Here is an 18466-nt window from a genome sequence, read left to right on the forward strand (position 1 = left end):
GGCATTCCGAGAACCGCAAGAGGGGCTTTGGTCACACTCGTGCAACATGTGGGACATCCGGAAGCCCTGCCTCCGCAGGCTAGGTGGGCTATTTGCGTTGCGGAAGTGGCTGAGTCGATTCCGGTTGCGGTGATCGATGGCGGGCCGGGGCTAATGTCGCGCTCATGTCTGAGTTCGAGCATGACTACCCGTTCGACCCGGCCTACGGCCGGAACCTCGACGAACTGCTCGACATCCCGGCGCCTGCCCCGCCTGACGGGTTCGACGCCTTCTGGCAGGACCGTTTCGGGGCCGCCACCGGCGTGACGACCGCGCCCGCCGTCGGCCCCCAGGAGGACGAGCGGGACGGCTGCCGGATCTTCGGGGTGTCCTACACCTCGGTCGGCGGGCTGCGCGTCGGCGGCTGGCTGGTGCTGCCGGCCGAGGGGCGCGCCGAGCACGGTTTCGTGATCGGGCACGGTTACGGCGGGCGTCAGGAGCCGGGGGCCGACGTGCCGCTTCCGCTGCCCCGTAGCGCCGCGATCCTGCCGTGCGTGCGGGGGATGGGCGCGCGCAGCCGGCGCCCCGGCATCCCCGGTGAGTCCGAGGAGCATGTGCTGTACGGCATCGGGTCACGCGCGACCTATGTGATCGGCGACTGTGTGGCCGACCTGTGGTGCGCCGCGTCCGCGCTGCTGGAGTTGGTGCCGGAGCTGATGAACGGGTCGCAGGACGGCGCGGGCGCACGGCTGGGATATGTGGGGGAGAGCTTCGGCGGCGGGCTCGGGGCGCTGGCGCTGCCCTGGGACGAGCGGTTCGCCCGCGGGCAGTTGACGGTACCGACGTTCGGGAATCATCCGCTGCGGGTGACGCTGCCGAGCATGGGAAGCGGGGAATCGGTCCGGGCGTACCGGGAGCGGCACCCCGAGGTCATGGACGTCCTCGCGTACTTCGACGCCGCCACCGCGGCGACCCGGATCCGGGTGCCGATGATGGTCGCGCCCGCGCTGTTCGATCCGGCGGTGCCGCCACCGGGACAGTTCGCCGTGTACAACGCGCTGCCCGAGCGGCGTGAACTGCATGTGCTGCGGGCCGGGCACTTCGCGTACGAGGGTGAGAGCGCTGACCTCGCAGCCCTGGCCGAGGCCCGCCACGCCTTCTTCGCCGCACCGCCGGCCTGATCCCGCGCCCCGCCCGCAACCGGCAGAGACCAGCACCCGCCACCAGCACCACCGTCAGAGCGGCGCGGGCACCGTATCCGCTCAGCCGCAGCCGCAGCTCGCGCGGCGGGCCACCGAGACCGGGAGCATCAGGGAGACCGGGTCGCGCGCGGGGTCGGCCAGCCGCCGGACCAGGAGTTCCACCGCCTCCTCGCCCAGCCGCCGCATCGGCTGCCGCACCGTCGTCAGCGACGGGCGCACGATCCGGCTCAGCGGAATGCCGTCGAAGCCGGTGACAGCGATGTCGTCGGGCACTCGCAGCCCACGGCGTTCCAGCGCGTGCAGCGCGCCGATCGCCATCTGGTCGTTGGCGAAGAGGATGGCCTCCGGCCGTTCCCGCCCGGCCGCCCGGTCCAGGAGCGCGTCCGTCGCCCGTACGCCCTCCGCCTGCGTCATCATCTCGGCGCGCAGATCGGGCTCGTCGGCGACCGGCAGCCCGGCCTCCCGGCATGCCTCCTGGTAGCCGCGGAACCGCGCCTGCGCGTCGGGCGACTCACGGTCGCCGCCCACGAAGGCGAGCGAACGCAGCCCGTGGTCCCGGATGAGATGGCGGGCCAGCTCCCGCTCCCCGTCGGAGTTCGCCACCTCGATGTGGTCGAGGTGGTCGATCTCGCGCGGCCCGGCCAGCATCACGACCGGCAGCCGCCGCGAGATCACCTCAAGGTCCTCGGTGGGCACGGTCTTCGCCAGTACGGCGAATCCGTCCACCCGCCCCGCCACCTTGGCGACCAGGCTCTCCGGACCGCCGACCAGCGAGGCCGCGATCAGCAGCGCGTACCCGTGCCGCCGCGCCGCCCGCTCCATGCCCCGGATGATCTGGTCGGAGTACAGCATGACGGCGGAGTCGTCGGCCTCCGCCTCCGCCTCCGCGTCGGTCTCGGCGTCCGGATCCGCGTAGTCGGGGAAGCAGAGGCCGAGGACGCCGGTGGTGCGGCTGGCCAGGCCACGGGCGTTGCCGCTCGGCACGTAGCCGAGGGCGCGGGCCGCCTCCAGGACGCGGTCCCGGGTCTGGGCGCGTACGGAGTCCGGATTCCGGTAGACCCGTGAAACCGTCGCAATGGAGACGCCTGACCGTTCGGCGACGTCATACACCGTGGGGGCACTCAACCGATCCGACCGTCCGCTCTCGCCGTTCTGGTTTCTGACCGTTCGCTCGCCACCAGGCCGGTTCCACTGGTTCCACTGGTCGGACCTGTTGTGTAAGCGCATTCACTCTAGGGCGCCGGTCTGTGCACGAGCAAGGTCACCCCCCTCGAAGCCGCCACGCCCCTCGGAGCCGTCACCGCCGGCCGTCCGCTCCCCCGTGCCCCTCAGCGCCACGAACGAGAAGACCGCAGCCCCCAGCATGACAACCCCGGCGCCGATCGACGCCAGCCCCATCCCGTGCGTGAAGGCGTCCCGCGCCGTCGCCAGCACATCGGCGCCCGTCTCCGCCGGCAGCCGGGCCGCGGCTGACGCCGCCCCGCCCAAGGTCTCCCGTACGGCGTCGGCCGCCCCGTCCGGCAGTGCGGCGGCGACATCGGCCGGCAGGGCACCGGCCATGTCCCGGCTGTAGACCGCCGCCCCGACCGAGCCGAGCACGGCCATGCCGAGCGCCCCGCCCAGCTCCTGCCCGGATTCGAGTACGGCGGCGGCCGAGCCCGCGCGGTCCGGCGGGGCGGCGCCGAGGGCGAGTTCGTTGGCGAGGGTCATGGCGGCGACGAGACCGCCCACATAGATGCCGCCGGCCACCAGGCACAACCAGAGCGCCGAATCCGTCCGTACCTGGGTCATCCAGAAGAAACCGGCCGCCGCGAAGACGAAGCCGCCCCCCATGACGTACGCGCGGTCGGTGCGCTGCGCGAGGATCGCCGCCGTCGGCGCCGCAACGAGCACGCCCGAAGCCGGTACGAGGCTCCACAGCGCGGCCTCGAACGGGCTCAGCCCCTGCACGGACTGGAGGTACTGGGTGAGGAAGACCGCCATGCCCACCGTGGCGAACATCGCGAGCACATTCGCGAACACCGGCCCTCCGAAGGACCGTCGCCCCAGCAGTCCGAGATCGATCACCGGATGGGCGAGACGCTTCTGGCGCCGTACGAAGACGAGGCCCAGCAGCAGCCCCACCGCGACGGCCAGGGCGGGCACCGGCGCGAACCCGTGTCTGGCCCACTCCTTGACGCCGTAGATGAAGGTGAGCAGCGCGGCGAGCGACAGCACCGCGCTCGCCAGGTCGAACGGCTCACGCGCCCCGACAGCCCCCGCCGCCGACCTGGACTCCGGTACGAGGAACGGCACCAGCACCAGCAGGAGCAGCATCGCCGGCAGATTGATCAGGAAGACCGAACCCCACCAGAAGTGTTCGAGGAGCAGCCCGCTGACCACAGGACCGAGCGAGATTCCGGTCGTCATCACGCCCGTCCAGATCGTCACGGCCCTGCCGCGCTGCCTCGCGTCGTGGAAGAGATTGCGGATCAGCGCGAGTGTCGACGGCATGAGCGCGGCGCCGCCGAGCCCGAGCAGCGCGCGCACACCGATGAGCGAGTCGGCCGAGTGCGCGTACGCGGCGGCGACCGAGGCCGCCCCGAAGATCCCCGCGCCCACCAGCACCAGCTTGCGGCGGCCGATCCGGTCGCCGAGCGCCCCCATCGTGATGAGCAGCCCGGCGAGTACGAAGCCGTACATGTCCAGGATCCACAACTGCTGGGTGGCGCTGGGCTCCAGATCCTGGCTGACGTAGGGGATCGCGAAGTAGAGGATCGAGATGTCCATCGAGACGAGCAGCAGCGGCAGCATCAGGACGCCGAGGGCGATCCACTCCTTGCGGCCCGCGAGTTCGGATGCGTGTGATTTCTCCATGGCCGGTACGTAATCGGCTCCGCGCGTACGCGGCAAACCGCTCCCTAGTGCACCGGCGTCGATGCCCTGTCCATAGGGGGGATTGGCGTCTCAGGTGCACTAGTACGGTAGGGGTCATGACCCTCGATCCGCCCTACCTGCGCATCGCCGCCGAGCTGCGGCGCCGTATCGCCTCCGGGGACCTCGCGCCCGGCGACCGCGTGCCCTCCACCCGCCGTATCACCGAAGAGTGGGGCGTCGCGATGGCGACCGCTACCAAGGCGCTCGCCGCGCTCAACCAGGAAGGTCTGGTACGCGCCGTGCCCGGCGTCGGCACCGTGGTCACGGAGCCCGACCGAGGCGGTGGCGGCCGGGGCGCGCCGCGCGGCGAGGGCCTCAGCCGTGAGCGCGTCGTGCGGGCCGCCATTGCGCTCGCCGACGCCGAGGGCCTGGGCGCGCTCACGATGCGGCGCGTGGCGACGGAGTTCGGTACGTCCACGATGGCGCTGTACCGCCATGTCCCCAGCAAGGGCGAACTGGTGCGCCTGATGTCCGAGTCGGTGTTCAGCGGCGCCCCTTCGGGCCCCGAGCCGGCCGGCTGGCGGCCGAGACTGGCACGGGAGATCCGGTGGCTCTGGAGCCAGTACGAGCGCCACCCGTGGCTGGCCCGTGCCATGGCGGGGCTGACCCGGCCGATGGCGTCACCGCACGCGATGAGCTACACGGAGCGGACGCTGAGAACCCTGCGGGGCCTCGGGCTCAAGCCGTACGAGATGATCCACACCCACCTCGCCCTCATGGGCTACGCCCAAGGCGTCGCGATGGCCGTCGAGTTGGAGTCGCAGGCGCGGCAGGACACGGGGATGACGGCCGACGAATGGCTGGCCGCCAACGAGACGCACATGGACTCGGTGCAGCTCAGAGGGGAGTACCCGGTCCTGTCGACGCTCTTCGGGGACGAGGAGTTCGACCTCGAACTCGGCGCGCTCTTCGAGTTCGGGCTCGAACGGCTGCTGGACGGCGTCGAGTCACTGGTCGAGCGCTCGCACGATCCGCAGTGACACGATCCGCAGTGACACGATCCGCAGTGACACGAGCCGCAGTGACACGAGCCCCAGCGATACGACGACTCCCCCCGAAACCACCGGCGGCCCCCAAGCGCCGGGCGGAACCAACCGCCCGGCGCCCCGCGCTCAACCGGTCGTACGGCGCCGGATCTTGTTGCCCAGCCAGACCAGCGGGTCGTACTTCTTGTCCGCCACCCGCTCCTTCAGCGGGATCAGCGCGTTGTCGGTGATCTTGATGCCTTCCGGGCAGACCTCCGTGCAGCACTTGGTGATGTTGCAGTAGCCGAGCCCGTGCTCGTCCTGCGCGGTCGTCTGCCGGTCCAGGCCGGTCTCCTCGGCCGCGTCCAGCGGGTGCATGTCCAGCTCGGCGACCCGCATCAGGAAACGCGGCCCGGCGAACGAGGTCTTGTTCTCCTCGTGGTCACGCACCACATGGCAGGTGTCCTGGCACAGGAAGCACTCGATGCACTTGCGGAACTCCTGCGAGCGCTCCACGTCCACCTGCTGCATCCGGTACTCGCCCGCCGCCACCCCGGGCGGCGGCACGAACGCCGGTACCTCACGCGCCTTCTGGTAGTTGAAGTTCACGTTCGTCACCAGGTCCCGGACGACCGGGAAGGCCCGCAGCGGGGTGACGGTGATCGTCTCCTCGCGGGTGAAGGTGGACATCCGCGTCATGCAGAGCAGCCGCGGCCGGCCGTTGATCTCCGCACTGCACGAACCGCACTTGCCCGCCTTGCAGTTCCAGCGCACCGCCAGGTCGGACGCCTGCGTCGCCTGGAGGCGGTGGATGATGTCGAGGACGACCTCACCCTCGTTCACCTCGACGGCGAAGTCCTTCAGATCGCCGCCCTCCGCGTCGCCCCGCCAGACTCTGAACTTGGCTTCGTACGAGGTGGCCGGGGCGGCCGAGGCCGCCTGCGCGGGCACGGTGGACGCGACGTCCCCGGCGCCCGTGGGGGACGAGTCGGGTGTGCTCTGAGTCGGAGTCGTACTGGCACTCACTCGTGGAGCTCCTCTTCGGCGAGGTACTTGACCAGCTCTTCCTTGTCGAAGAGGTCGAGCAGGTCGGGACGGATGGGCTCGGTCGTCTTCCTGGAGAGGCTGATCCGGCTGAGCGCGGGGTCCGCCGACGGGTCGCGGGCCGAATCGTTCAGCGCGCAGTGCAGATTGACCCGCCGCCAGTCGAGAGCCATGCCGGGCCAGTCCTCGCGGGTATGACCGCCACGGCTCTCGGTGCGCTCCAGCGCCGACAGGGCGATGCACTCGCTGACCAGCAGCATGTTCCGCAGGTCGATCGCGAGGTGCCAGCCGGGGTTGAACTGCCGGTGGCCCTCGACCCCGGCCCGCGAGGCCCGCTGCCGAAGCTCGCCCAGCTTCTCCAGCGCCTGCTCCATCTCGCCCTCGCGCCTGATGATGCCGACGAGGTCGTTCATCGTCTGCTGGAGCTCCTGATGGACGCTGTACGGGTTCTCCGGCGCACCGCCGCCCGCGGGCTCCTCGGCGCCGAACGGCCGCAGCGCCTCGGTCGCCGCCGCGTCGATCTGCCCCTCGTCGACGGCCGGCCGGGTGGTGAGCCCCGCCGCGTAGTCGGCCGCGTGCAGTCCGGCCCGCCGGCCGAAGACCAGCAGGTCGGAGAGCGAGTTGCCGCCGAGCCGGTTGGAGCCGTGCATACCGCCCGCGACCTCGCCGGCCGCGTACAGACCCTGGACCCCGGGAGTGGCCGCGGTCTCCGAGTCGACGGCGATACCGCCCATCACGTAGTGACAGGTGGGGCCGACCTCCATCGCCTCCGCCGTGATGTCGACGTCCGCCAGCTCCTTGAACTGGTGGTACATCGAGGGCAGTCGGCGCTGGATGACCTCGGCCGGCATCCGCGTCGACACGTCCAGATACACACCGCCGTGCGGCGTGCCCCGGCCGGCCTTGACCTCGGAGTTGATGGCACGGGCCACCTCGTCACGGGGCAGCAGTTCGGGCGGGCGCCGGTTGTTGTCCGGATCCTCGTACCAGCGGTCGCCCTCCTCCTCGGACTCCGCGTACTTCTCCTTGAAGACGTCCGGGATGTAGTCGAACATGAACCGCTTGCCGTCGGAGTTGCGCAGCACCCCGCCGTCGCCGCGCACCGACTCGGTGACGAGGATGCCCTTCACCGACGGCGGCCAGACCATGCCCGTCGGGTGGAACTGCACGAACTCCATGTTCAGCAGCGGGGCACCGGCGAGCAGCGCCAGCGCGTGCCCGTCGCCCGTGTACTCCCACGAGTTGGACGTCACCTTGAAGGACTTGCCGATGCCGCCGGTCGCGAGGACGACGGCGGGTGCCTCCAGGACGAAGAAGCGCCCGGACTCACGCTCGTAGCAGAAGGTGCCCGCGACTTGGTCGCCGTCCTTCAGTACGGAGGTGACGGTGCACTCCTGGAAGACCTTCAACCGGGCTTCGTAGTCACCGAATTCGCGGAAGTCCTCCTGCTGGAGGGCGACGATCTTCTGCTGCAGCGTACGGATCAGCTCCAGGCCGGTCCGGTCGCCGACGTGCGCGAGACGTGGATACTCGTGCCCGCCGAAGTTGCGCTGGGAGATCTTCCCGTCCGCCGTGCGGTCGAAGAGCGCGCCCCAGGTCTCCAGCTCCCAGACCCGGTCCGGCGCTTCCTGTGCGTGCAGCTCCGCCATCCGCCACTGGTTGAGGAACTTCCCGCCGCGCATGGTGTCGCGGAAGTGGACCTGCCAGTTGTCCCCGGAGTTGACATTGCCCATGGAGGCGGCGATACCGCCCTCGGCCATCACCGTATGGGCCTTGCCGAAGAGTGACTTGCAGATGACAGCGGTACGGGCGCCACGCTCCCGCGCCTCGATGGCGGCTCGCAGACCTGCTCCGCCCGCGCCCACCACCACGACGTCCCACTGCTCGCGTTCGAGTTGCGTCATTGCTGAAGGCTCTCCCTAGGACTAAAAGAGGCGCGGATCGTCGAAGACCCCGCTGGCGAGCAGATACACGTAGAAGTCGGCGAGGGCGACGCTGATCAAGGAGGCCCAGGCGAGCTGCATATGACGGTGATTCAGCTTCCCGACCCAGCCCCACAGCCGGTAGCGAACCGGATGTTTGGAGAAGTGCTTCAGCTTGCCGCCCATGACGTGGCGGCAGGAGTGGCAGGAGATGGTGTACGCCCAGATCAGCGCGATGTTGATGACCATCAGGATCGTGCCGAGGCCCATGTGGCCCCACTCGTAGTCCGAGTTCCGGAAGGCGAGCACCGTGTCCCAGGTGAGGATCACCGCCACCAGCACGGCCGCGTAGAAGAAGTACCGGTGGATGTTCTGGAGGATCAGCGGGAAACGCGTCTCGCCGCTGTACTTCTTGTGGGGCTCGGCGACGGCGCAGGCGGGCGGCGAGGCCCAGAAGCTGCGGTAATAGGCCTTGCGGTAGTAGTAGCAGGTCATCCGGAAGCCCAGCGGGAAGACCAGGATGATCAGCGCGGGCGAGATGCCCCACCAGCCCCCGAAGATCTCCAGGTTGGGGCCGCCCTTCATCGTCTCGCAGTTCTGCGCCAGACAGGGCGAGTAGAACGGTGAGACGTAGGGAGCCGCGTAGTAGTGGGCGTTGCCGAACGCGCGCCACGTCGAGTAGACGATGAAGGCGAGCAGCCCGGCCGCCGTGGCGGCGGGGGCCAGCCACCAGCGGTCGGTCCGCAGATGGCGGGCGGTGATGGCGGCACGCGAGGTGTCGTGCACGCCCGTATTCAGTTGGGGTCGTTCCGTGCCTGTTGCCAACGAAGACTCCGTATGGAGATGGAGTGGGAATCGGGTGGGGGGTCGTACGCCCGGCGAGGGCGAGGGGCGAGGGGCGAGAGGCCCGGGCTCCAGGGCCTAGGGAGCGCGCCGGTTCCGCAGGCCGAGCCCCTCGTCGTCGGAGTCCGTCCACAGCGCCGCGTTGTACGGCGTGTCGGGGATGGTGACCACTTCCGGGCGGCCTTGGGGCTGAGGCCTGGACGGTGCGACCGGTACGGCTTCGTTCAGTCGGCCGACCGTCTGCTCCAGGTCCGCGACGCGTTGGACGAGCTCATCGATACGACGGTGGACTGCTGTCAGATCTTCCGGCTGGGACATGACGTGCCCTCACTTCCGCAGGGGAGCGATGCCATCGGTAACGCGCCTGCGAGTGTCGCTTGTCACATCCCCGCTTGTGAAGGGACGTGCAGGGATTCCCGGCGCATACGTGAGCCGTGCGCTCCGCGTCGTTGATGTCGCGCACCGTTATTTTCGCCCCTCGGACGGCCCTGTGTCCCGTTCCTCGCTGGGCCGTTCGGGTGGGCTTCGGGCCTCCGGCCGCCGTGTCGCCGCGATCGGCCGGAACCGGTCCACTTCAGTGGGCGGGCAATAGGTGTGATCATCTCTAAATTCCACAAACAGGACGAAGAGGTAGAAGCCATGTCCCAGGTCGGCGCCCCACGCGGGAGGACATGCTCCCGGACCATCCGCTCCGTCGCACTACTCACCTCCGGCGTGCTCGCCCTGCCCGTGCTCGCCGCGTGCACCTCGGACGGTGACGAGCGGAGCAAGGCCCCGGCCGCCGCCCAGGACGTCGGGCCGGCGGCGCGGGACCGGATCGCCGACGGGGGGACGCTGCGCTGGGCGGTGGACACCGTGCCGACGACCCTCAACACCTTCCAGGCGGACGCCGACGCCGCGACGTCGCGTATCGCCGGGGCCGTACTGCCCTCCCTCTTCACGCTCGACAAGACCGGCCGTCCGCAGCGCAACCCGGACTATCTGGAGTCCGCGAAGATCATCGAGCGCGAGCCCAAGCAGATCGTGCTCTACAAGCTCAACCAGCAGGCGGTGTGGAGCGACGGACGCGAGCTCGGCGCCGCCGACTTCGTGGCCCAGTGGCGCGCGCTGAGCGGCAAGGACTCCGCGTACTGGACCGCGCGCAACGCCGGGTACGAGCGCATCCAGAAGATCGAGCGCGGCGCGAACGACCTTGAGGTCAGGGTCACCTTCAACAAGCCGTACGCCGACTGGCGCGCCCTCTTCAGCCCGCTGTACCCGAAGGACGTGATGGGGGCGCCGAACTCGTTCAACGACGGCGCCCGCGCCAAGCTCAAGGCCACGGCCGGGCCGTTCCAGCTCAAGGAGATGGACCGCGCGGACCGCGAGATCACCCTCGTCCGCAACCCGCGCTGGTGGGGTGCGCGGCCGAAGCTCGACACGATCGTCCTCAGCGCCGTACCGCGCGACAAGCGCGCCGCCGCGCTCGCCGCGGGCACGCTCGACCTGGCCGAGATCGACAGCCCGGTGGCCGAGCGGATCACGCAGGCCCGTCACAACAAGGGCGGGGCGGGACCGCAGACGGGAGCCGGGCCGGCGTCCGGCGCGCGGGGTCCCGTCGCCGGGACCACCGCCGCGTCGGCGTCGCTCTCGTCGGCCGAGGAGGACGGCTCCGACGAGGAGAGGGCCGAGGCCGCGCGGGAGTCGCGCGAGAAGAAGACCAGGGCCCTCGCGAAGTACGCCAAGGAGCAGCGGGGCCTCGGGGGCTATGTCGTACGGAAGTCCCTGGAGCCCGCCTTCACCCAGCTGGCGCTCAACGGGGAGACCGGGCCGCTCGCCGACGAGCGGGTACGGCGGGCGGTGGCCCGCGCGCTCGACCGGAAGAAGCTGGCCGAGGCCGTGCTCAAGCCGCTCGGTCTGCCGGCCAACCCGCCCGGCAGCCATCTGGCGCTCGCCGGGCAGCACGCGTACGCCGACAGCAGCGACGCGCTCGGGGACCAGAACACGCGCGAGGCGCAGGCGCTCCTCGCCGACGCGGGCTGGACGCCCGGCGGCGCCGTGAAGAAGGACGACGGCACGAAGGCCGGCAGCGAGGCCGACGCCGACAAGAAGAAGGACAAGGACAAGGAGAAGGGCGAGAACGGGAGCGGGACGAGCGGGACGGACAAGAAGAAGGAAGAGAAGAAGGAGGACAAGGAGGCCGACCCGAAGGACTCGGGATCCGGTTCCGCTTCGGACTCCGACCGCGCCTCCGACGAGGGCGCGTACATCGTCGGTGACAACAAGCCCGGCCGCGGCGCCCCCCTCTCCGAGACCGGCAGCCGCGTCATCGCCCCGGCCGCCGTCGGCCAGGCCCGCTGGCTGGACGACGCGGACGTCAACGCCCAGGACCGGCAGCCGGGCGGCATGGCCGGCGCCTACGCCCCGGGCGGCACGGCGGCACCGTCCGCCGGCTCCGCCTCCCCCTCCACCACCTCGTCGGCCTCGGCATCGGCCTCCGCGTCCCCCTCCACATCCGCCTCGCCCCTGCCCGGCCCGCTCGGCAAGAACGGCAAGCCCCTCACCCTCCGCTTCGTCCTGCCCTCCGGGCCCGGCTCCGAGCAGCTGCGCACCGTCGGCCAGAAGATCGCGCGCATGCTCGACCGCATCGGCATCCGTACGGAGATCACCAAGGTCGCCGACGCCAACTACTTCAAGGACCACGTCGCGTCGGGCGACTACGACCTGGCCCTGTACTCGTGGCCCGCGACCGCCTACCCGGCGACGGACGGCCGGCCGATCTACGCCAAGCCCGTCCCGGCCTCCGACGGTTCGCTGCTGGTGGAGCAGAACTACACCCGCGTCGGTACGGACCACATCAACCAGCTCTTCGACCAGGCGGCCTCCGAGCTGGACGAGAAGGCGGCCCGCGATCTGCTCCGCCGGGCCGACGCCCGTATCTGGGCGGCGGCCGGGTCCATCCCCCTCTACCAGCGCCCGCAGCTCGTGGCGGCCAAGCCGGCCGTGGCGAACGCCGGTGCCTTCGCCTTCGCCGCCCCGCGCTACGAGGACATCGGCTTCAAGGACCCCGCGAAGAGCGGCCCGGAGCAGCCGCAGAAGTCGGCGGGCGCCAAGGAGACCGCAGGAGCCACGCAAAGCCCCGAGGCGAGCCCGAAGGAAAGCCCGGAGGCAAGCCCGGAGGCAAGCCCGGAGGAAAGCGCGGACGGCACCGGAAACGACAGCGGGAACGAAAGCGCCGGGGAAAGCGACGAGCAGTAGAAGCACAGCGGTAGCACAGAAGAAGAAACGGAGAGAAACACCAGGTCAGACCTTGAAAGCCGGACGATTCACTTGCCCGCCGGGCCTACCGGCGGGCAAGATCGTGCTCATCCCCTGACCCAGGCGATTCCACACCCCGCAGCACCACCCGCAGTGACACCCTCAGCACCCCTGAAGCACCCCACCGAAGCACCCCCGCCTCTTATCGGATCGGGCCCGGAAGCCCCCGCAGCGCCAGCCCCGTACGATGGGGTAGGCCGTGGCGTGTCCGCCCGGCAGGCGTACGAGGAAAACAACGCCGCATCCCACGATCGAGAGAAGCGCCAGCCAGCATGCCCACGCGCCACGACATCCGTAACGTCGCCATCGTCGCCCACGTCGACCATGGCAAGACCACTCTGGTCGACGCCATGCTGAAGCAGGCCGGCGCCTTCGCCGCGCACGCCGCCGAGCACCTCGACGACCGGATGATGGACTCGAACGACCTGGAGCGTGAGAAGGGCATCACGATCCTCGCCAAGAACACGGCGGTGAAGTACCACCCCAAGGAGGGTGGTACGGGTGACATCCCGAACCTGGTCACGATCAACATCATCGACACCCCCGGCCACGCCGACTTCGGCGGTGAGGTCGAGCGCGGCCTGTCGATGGTCGACGCGGTCGTCCTCCTCGTCGACGCCTCCGAGGGCCCGCTGCCGCAGACCCGTTTCGTGCTGCGCAAGGCGCTGTCGGCCAAGCTGCCGGTCATCCTGTGCATCAACAAGACGGACCGCCCCGACGCCCGTATCGCCGAGGTCGTGGACGAGACGTACGACCTCTTCCTCGACCTGGACGCGGACGAGGACCAGATCGAGTTCCCGATCGTCTACGCCTGCGCCCGGGACGGCGTCGCCTCGCTGACCAAGCCGGAGGACGGCACGGTCCCGGCCGACAGCACCAACCTGGAGCCGTTCTTCTCCACGATCCTGGGCTCCGTCCCGGCTCCGGTGTACGACGAGGACGCGCCGCTGCAGGCGCATGTCACCAACCTGGACGCCGACAACTTCCTCGGCCGTATCGCGCTGTGCCGCGTCGAGCAGGGCGAGCTGAAGAAGGGCCAGACCGTCACGTGGATCAAGCGTGACGGCACGATGTCCAACGTCCGCATCACCGAGCTGCTGATGACGGAGGCCCTCACCCGCAAGCCCGCCGAGAAGGCGGGCCCGGGTGACATCTGCGCCATCGCCGGTATCCCGGACATCATGATCGGCGAGACCCTGGCCGACCTGGAGAACCCGATCGCGCTGCCGCTGATCACGGTGGACGAGCCGGCCATCTCGATGACCATCGGTACGAACACCTCGCCGCTCGTCGGCAAGGGCGGCAAGGGCCACAAGGTCACCGCCCGCCAGGTGAAGGACCGCCTGGACCGCGAGCTGATCGGTAACGTCTCGCTGCGGGTCCTGGACACCGAGCGTCCCGACGCCTGGGAGGTGCAGGGCCGCGGCGAGCTGGCGCTGGCCATCCTGGTCGAGCAGATGCGACGTGAGGGCTTCGAGCTGACCGTCGGCAAGCCCGAGGTCGTCACCAAGGACGTCGACGGCAAGCTGCACGAGCCGATCGAGCGCATGACGATCGACTGCCCCGAGGAGCACCTGGGCGCGATCACGCAACTGATGGCGACCCGCAAGGGCCGCATGGAGACGATGACCAACCACGGGTCCGGCTGGATCCGGATGGAGTGGATCGTGCCGTCCCGCGGCCTCATCGGCTTCCGTACGGAGTTCCTGACCCAGACCCGCGGCACCGGCATCGCGCACTCGATCTTCGAGGGGCACGAGCCGTGGTTCGGCGAGCTGCGGACCCGTAACAACGGCTCGCTGGTCGCGGACCGTTCGGGCTCGGTGACCCCGTTCGCGATGGTCAACCTCCAGGAGCGCGGTGTCATCTTCACCGAGCCGGGCACCGAGGTGTACGAGGGCATGATCATCGGCGAGAACTCTCGCGCCGACGACATGGACGTCAACATCACCAAGGAGAAGAAGCTCACCAACATGCGCGCGGCCTCCGCCGACACCACGGAGAACGTGGTGCCGCCGCGCAGGCTGTCGCTGGAGCAGTCCCTGGAGTTCTGCCGCGACGACGAGTGCATCGAGGTGACCCCGGAGACGGTCCGTATCCGCAAGGTCGTCCTGGACCAGAAGGAGCGTGGCCGCGCGGCCTCCCGCGCCAAGCGCTGACACACCGCCAGGCGTACGTCTCCCCGGCCCGGCCCCGCGAGGTGCCGGGCCGGAGGTCTGCCCCCGCGCCGACCGCCGGACAGTAAGGTGTTTTGCCCGAGCGCGGGGTATCTGTCAACTCGTTTTCCCTGCCGAAACGTCCGGATACCGGGTACCGCTCACCGGAAGCTGCGTTAACAGTCCGTTTCGCGGGTGTCTGTCTGTGCTTACTTTGTCCGGATTTCGGGCGTAGGTGCTGGGTCGATGTTGTCAAAACGAGACGCTGTAAGTGTGGTTTACGGGTCGGGCGTACTTAATAGTTGGCTCCATTGAGCTCGGGTCAATGGGTCATGCGCTGTGGGGAGCGCCGACTCACGAGCACACACTCGGTGCACTGATCGACCGCCGTCAGGGGTGTCGGCGTAACGGTCAGTGCCCATCTTGTTGTGACAAGTGGACTCATGAGGAGGAACCCATGCGCGGTGCCAAGAGCGCCAAGTGGGTCGCGGGCGCGATAGTTATCGCCCTGGCTGCGACCGCCTGTGGCGGCGGCGACAGCGACAGCGGCGACGACATGAAGGCGGGGAAGGCCGACCCGAATGGCATTCTGACCGCACAGCTCGGCGAGCCGCAGAACCCGCTGCAGCCGGCCAACGCCAAGGAGAGCCAGGGCAGCCGTGTCCTGAAGACCATCTTCTCCGGTCTCGTCGACTACGAGCCCGGCACCGGCGAGCTCAAGAACATCAACGCCGAGTCGGTCACCCCGAACGACGACTCGTCCGTCTGGACCGTCAAGCTCAAGCCCGGCTGGAAGTTCCACGACGGCACCCCGGTCACCGCCGCGTCCTACGTGGACTCGTGGAACTGGTCGGCCAACGTCAAGAACAACCAGACGAACTCCAGCTGGTTCCAGGACATCAAGGGCTACGCGGACGTCCACCCCGAGAAGGGTGACCCGAAGGCCGACAAGATGTCCGGTCTGAAGGTGGTCGACGAGAACACCTTCACGATCTCGCTGACCAGCTCGGTCTCGTACTTCGCGTACAAGCTCGGTTACGACGTGTGGGCCCCGCTGCCCGAGTCGTTCTTCAAGGACCCGAAGGCCGCCGGCGAGAAGCCGATCGGCAACGGCCCCTACAAGTTCGTCTCCTGGGACCACAAGAAGCTGATCAAGGTCCGTAAGTTCGAGGACTACACCGGGCCGAACAAGGCCAAGAACGGTGGCATCGACTTCAAGAACTACACCACCGCCGACGCCGCCTACTCGGACCTGCGGTCGGACAACCTCGACTGGATCGAGCAGGTCCCGACCACGGCTCTCACGAGCTACAAGGACGACCTGGGCGACCGCGCGATCGACGCCGAGTACTCGGCCGTCCAGTCGATCGTCCCGGCGTTCTACACGGACCAGTTCAAGGACATCGACCCCAAGGTCATCCAGGGTCTGTCCATGGCGATCGACCGTGACACGATCACCAAGACCGTGCTGCACGGCACCCGGTCCCCCGCGGACTCGTACGTCGCCCGCGGCGTGCTCGGCTACAAGGCCGGCTCCCTCGGTGACATCACGAAGTTCGACCCGGCCGCGGCCAAGAAGCTCATCGAAGAGGGCGGCGGCGTCCCGGGCAACAAGATCTCGATCCAGTTCAACGCCGACCAGGACCACAAGCCCTGGGTCGACGCGGTCTGCAACAGCATCCGCAAGAGCACCGGTGTCGAGTGCACCGGCGACTCGAAGCCGGACTTCCAGGCGGACCTGAACGCGCGTGACAACAAGCAGGTCAAGTCCATGTACCGCGGTGGCTGGGTGCTCGACTACCCGGTCAACTCGAACTTCATGCGCGACCTGTACGGCACCACGGCCGCCGGTAACACCTCGGGCTACTCCAACAAGGAGTTCGACGCTCTGGCCGCCGAGGCGGACAAGGCGCCGACGCTCGAAGAGACAGTGAAGATGTACCAGGACGCCGAGCAGCTCCTGAAGGCTGACATGCCTGCCATCCCGCTGTGGTTCTACAAGAACAACTCGGGCCAGTCCCGGAACGTATTCGGCAAGATCGTCTACGGCCAGGACGGCGACCCCATCTTCACCGAAGTTCAGGTGAAGTCGAAGAAGTAGCAAGCGGGACCCGTAGGCCGGTGCCGCCGCTCCAGGGGGAGCGGCGGCATCGGTCCGGCCAAGGCCGAGGCCCCGGGAGACTCCACCCCATACCCCGTGGCGGAGAAAACTACGTAGGCCATCGCCGACCCCTCACGGCATGGAGGCATGATGGGGCGTTACGTCGCCAGGCGACTGCTCCAGATGATCCCGGTATTCATCGGGACCACTCTGATTATTTTCCTTATGGTCCACATCCTTCCCGGTGACCCGATCCGGGCGATGTGGGGTGACAAGGCGGCGGACCCCGCACAGGTCGCCGCGCTACGTGCTGACTTCGGGCTCGACCAGCCCCTGTGGAAGCAGTACGTCGACTACATGTGGGGGCTCCTCCAGGGAGACTTCGGCAAGACGTTCGGTGGCCGTGAGGTCGCGGACGAGATGTCCGAGGCATTCCCGGTGACGCTGCGGCTCACCATGGTGGCCCTGATCATCGAGATCATCATCGGTATCGGCCTCGGCGCCTGGGCGGGCCTGAAGGCCGGCAAGGCCGTCGACACCGGCGTACTGATCTTCACGCTCGTCGTCATCTCGATCCCGGTGTTCGTGCTCGGCTACCTGGCCCGCTTCGTCCTCGCCGACGAACTGGGGTGGGTCGCGCCCAATGTGCAGGACTCCACGGACTACGCCCAGCTGTTCCTGCCAGGCTTCGTCCTGGCGATGCTGTCGATGGCGTACGTGGCACGGCTGACCCGTACGACGTTCGCGGAGAATCTGCGCGCCGACTACATGCGTACCGCGATGGCCAAGGGCCTGCCGCGGCGCCGCATCGTCGGTGTCCACCTGCTGCGCAACTCGCTCATCCCGGTCGTCACCTTCCTCGGCACCGACGTCGGCGGCTTCATCGGCGGCGCGGTCATCACCGAGGGCATCTTCAACGTCCAGGGTGTCGGCAACCTGCTCTTCAAGGCACTCCAAGGCCGTGAGGGCTCGACGATCGTCGGCGTGGTCACGGTCTTCGTGCTCATCATCCTTCTGATCAACCTGGTCGTCGACCTGCTGTACGCGGTCCTGGACCCGAGGATCCGGTATGCCTGACGTGATCAAGACCAAGACGGACGCGACCACCGACGCCCTCGCGCCGCCGGCGGCAGGCGCCCCCGAGAGCGCGGCCGACGGCCACAAGTCCCAGGGCAAGCCCCGCAGTCTGTGGGGCGACGCCTGGTACGACCTGCGGCACCGCCCGATGTTCTGGATCTCCTCGATCCTGCTGCTCTTCCTGATAGTCGTGGCCGCCTTCCCGGGGCTGTTCACCAGCGTCGACCCGCGCGACGGCGACCTCACCAACCACTTCCTGACCAAGCCGGAGCTGGGCAGCTTCTTCCAGCCCGACTGGTTCGGCTACGACGGTCAGGGCCGTTCGATCTACGCGCGTGTCGTCTACGGGACGCGCGCCTCGATCCTGGTCGGTGTGGGCGTCACCGCGGCGGTGACGATCATCGGCGGACTGCTCGGCATGCTGGCCGGCTACTTCGGCGGCTGGCTCGACTCGATCATCTCCCGCATCACCGACATCTTCTTCGGCATCCCCTTCCTGCTCGGCGCGATGGTCGTCCTGAACGCCTTCACCGAGCGCAAGGTGTACGTCGTGATCTTCGCCCTGGCCTTCCTGGGCTGGACGTCGATCTGCCGTGTGATGCGCTCGTCGGTGATCACCGCGAAGCAGGCGGACTATGTGACGGCCGCGCGCGCCCTCGGCGCGGGCACCAAGCGGATCCTCTTCCGCCACGTCCTGCCGAACGCCATGGCGCCGACCATCGTCGTCGCCACGATCGCGCTGGGCGGCTACATCTCGGCCGAGGCGACCCTGTCGTTCCTGGGTCTCGGCCTCGCCGACCCGACCATCTCCTGGGGCATCGACATTGCCCAGGGCAGCAAGGACATCAGGGACAACCCGCACGCCCTGTTCTTCCCGGCCGGAATGCTGAGCCTCACGGTCTTCGCGTTCATCATGCTGGGTGACGCCGTCCGCGACGCCCTCGACCCGAAGCTGCGCTGAGGA

Annotated in this window: 13 protein-coding genes; 7 read left to right on the forward strand and 6 right to left on the reverse strand. The window is 68.9% G+C overall.

Annotation, left to right across the window (positions count from 1 at the left end; translation table 11 throughout):
* Window positions 1-164 precede the first annotated feature (164 nt).
* The gene (locus BHU15_RS11090) at window positions 165-1160 is read left to right on the forward strand and encodes an acetylxylan esterase (protein ID WP_069627035.1); all 996 of its coding nucleotides are present in this window, start codon (window positions 165-167) and stop codon (window positions 1158-1160) included.
* 81 nt (window positions 1161-1241) lie between these two features.
* Here the strand turns inward: BHU15_RS11090 and BHU15_RS11095 are convergent, their stop codons facing one another.
* Together BHU15_RS11095 and BHU15_RS11100 are read right to left on the reverse strand one after the other, a co-directional pair.
* Window positions 1242-2306, reverse strand: a complete 1065-nt coding sequence (locus tag BHU15_RS11095; protein WP_069627036.1) for a LacI family DNA-binding transcriptional regulator — start codon at window positions 2304-2306, stop codon at window positions 1242-1244.
* Between the two features lie 102 nt (window positions 2307-2408).
* Window positions 2409-4037 carry an MFS transporter gene (locus BHU15_RS11100; protein ID WP_079128072.1) on the reverse strand — a complete coding sequence of 543 codons (1629 nt, stop codon included), beginning with the start codon at window positions 4035-4037 and terminating at the stop codon, window positions 2409-2411.
* A 116-nt stretch (window positions 4038-4153) separates the two neighbouring features.
* Between BHU15_RS11100 and BHU15_RS11105 the strand changes: the two genes are divergently transcribed.
* The gene (locus BHU15_RS11105; protein WP_069627037.1) at window positions 4154-5077 is read left to right on the forward strand and encodes a TetR/AcrR family transcriptional regulator C-terminal domain-containing protein; all 924 of its coding nucleotides are present in this window, start codon (window positions 4154-4156) and stop codon (window positions 5075-5077) included.
* 132 nt (window positions 5078-5209) lie between these two features.
* On the opposite strand, the gene BHU15_RS11110 is transcribed toward BHU15_RS11105, so the two are convergent.
* The 4 genes from BHU15_RS11110 to BHU15_RS11125 form a co-directional block, all read right to left on the reverse strand.
* Window positions 5210-6013: a succinate dehydrogenase/fumarate reductase iron-sulfur subunit gene (locus BHU15_RS11110; RefSeq protein ID WP_069627084.1), complete on the reverse strand. Its 804-nt coding sequence runs from the start codon at window positions 6011-6013 to the stop codon at window positions 5210-5212.
* 71 nt (window positions 6014-6084) lie between these two features.
* Complete coding sequence (locus BHU15_RS11115; RefSeq protein ID WP_069627038.1) at window positions 6085-8010, reverse strand: fumarate reductase/succinate dehydrogenase flavoprotein subunit; 1926 nt, start codon at window positions 8008-8010, stop codon at window positions 6085-6087.
* A gap of 21 nt (window positions 8011-8031) precedes the next feature.
* Window positions 8032-8853, reverse strand: coding sequence for a succinate dehydrogenase subunit SdhC (gene sdhC / locus BHU15_RS11120; protein ID WP_069627039.1), 822 nt, complete (start codon window positions 8851-8853; stop codon window positions 8032-8034).
* Window positions 8854-8949: 96 nt separating this feature from the next.
* The gene (locus tag BHU15_RS11125; RefSeq protein WP_069627040.1) at window positions 8950-9189 is read right to left on the reverse strand and encodes an Rv0250c family protein; all 240 of its coding nucleotides are present in this window, start codon (window positions 9187-9189) and stop codon (window positions 8950-8952) included.
* A gap of 321 nt (window positions 9190-9510) precedes the next feature.
* On the opposite strand from BHU15_RS11125, the gene BHU15_RS11130 reads away from it, so the two are divergent.
* From BHU15_RS11130 to BHU15_RS11150, 5 genes are all read left to right on the forward strand, one after another.
* Entirely contained in the window at window positions 9511-12108 is a 2598-nt protein-coding gene (locus BHU15_RS11130) for an ABC transporter family substrate-binding protein (RefSeq protein WP_079128073.1), read from the forward strand.
* Between the two features lie 332 nt (window positions 12109-12440).
* Window positions 12441-14327 (forward strand): translational GTPase TypA, encoded by a 1887-nt coding sequence (typA, locus tag BHU15_RS11135; RefSeq protein WP_023538887.1) that lies wholly within the window; start codon window positions 12441-12443, stop codon window positions 14325-14327.
* 454 nt (window positions 14328-14781) lie between these two features.
* Window positions 14782-16425: a peptide ABC transporter substrate-binding protein gene (locus tag BHU15_RS11140; protein WP_069627042.1), complete on the forward strand. Its 1644-nt coding sequence runs from the start codon at window positions 14782-14784 to the stop codon at window positions 16423-16425.
* Between the two features lie 150 nt (window positions 16426-16575).
* Entirely contained in the window at window positions 16576-17502 is a 927-nt protein-coding gene (locus BHU15_RS11145; protein WP_031229690.1) for an ABC transporter permease, read from the forward strand.
* On the forward strand, window positions 17495-18463 hold the full coding sequence (locus BHU15_RS11150; protein ID WP_069627043.1) for an ABC transporter permease: 969 nt from the start codon (window positions 17495-17497) through the stop codon (window positions 18461-18463). Before BHU15_RS11145 ends, BHU15_RS11150 begins: the two co-directional genes overlap by 8 nt.
* The last annotated feature ends 3 nt before the right edge of the window (window positions 18464-18466 follow it).

The organism is Streptomyces niveus, from assembly GCF_001723055.1.
Taxonomy (GTDB): Bacteria; Actinomycetota; Actinomycetes; order Streptomycetales; family Streptomycetaceae; genus Streptomyces; species Streptomyces niveus.

What these genes read in the sequence shown, in the direction of transcription:
- BHU15_RS11140 (WP_069627042.1), top strand. Translation starts at nt 14,782, where the DNA reads ATGCGCGGTGCCAAGAGCGCCAAGTGGGTCGCGGGCGCGATAGTTATC.
- BHU15_RS11145 (WP_031229690.1), top strand. Translation starts at nt 16,576, where the DNA reads ATGGGGCGTTACGTCGCCAGGCGACTGCTCCAGATGATCCCGGTATTC.
- BHU15_RS11115 (WP_069627038.1), bottom strand. Translation starts at nt 8,010, where the DNA reads ATGACGCAACTCGAACGCGAGCAGTGGGACGTCGTGGTGGTGGGCGCG.
- BHU15_RS11150 (WP_069627043.1), top strand. Translation starts at nt 17,495, where the DNA reads ATGCCTGACGTGATCAAGACCAAGACGGACGCGACCACCGACGCCCTC.
- BHU15_RS11125 (WP_069627040.1), bottom strand. Translation starts at nt 9,189, where the DNA reads ATGTCCCAGCCGGAAGATCTGACAGCAGTCCACCGTCGTATCGATGAG.
- BHU15_RS11105 (WP_069627037.1), top strand. Translation starts at nt 4,154, where the DNA reads ATGACCCTCGATCCGCCCTACCTGCGCATCGCCGCCGAGCTGCGGCGC.
- BHU15_RS11090 (WP_069627035.1), top strand. Translation starts at nt 165, where the DNA reads ATGTCTGAGTTCGAGCATGACTACCCGTTCGACCCGGCCTACGGCCGG.
- typA (WP_023538887.1), top strand. Translation starts at nt 12,441, where the DNA reads ATGCCCACGCGCCACGACATCCGTAACGTCGCCATCGTCGCCCACGTC.
- BHU15_RS11100 (WP_079128072.1), bottom strand. Translation starts at nt 4,037, where the DNA reads ATGGAGAAATCACACGCATCCGAACTCGCGGGCCGCAAGGAGTGGATC.
- BHU15_RS11130 (WP_079128073.1), top strand. Translation starts at nt 9,511, where the DNA reads ATGTCCCAGGTCGGCGCCCCACGCGGGAGGACATGCTCCCGGACCATC.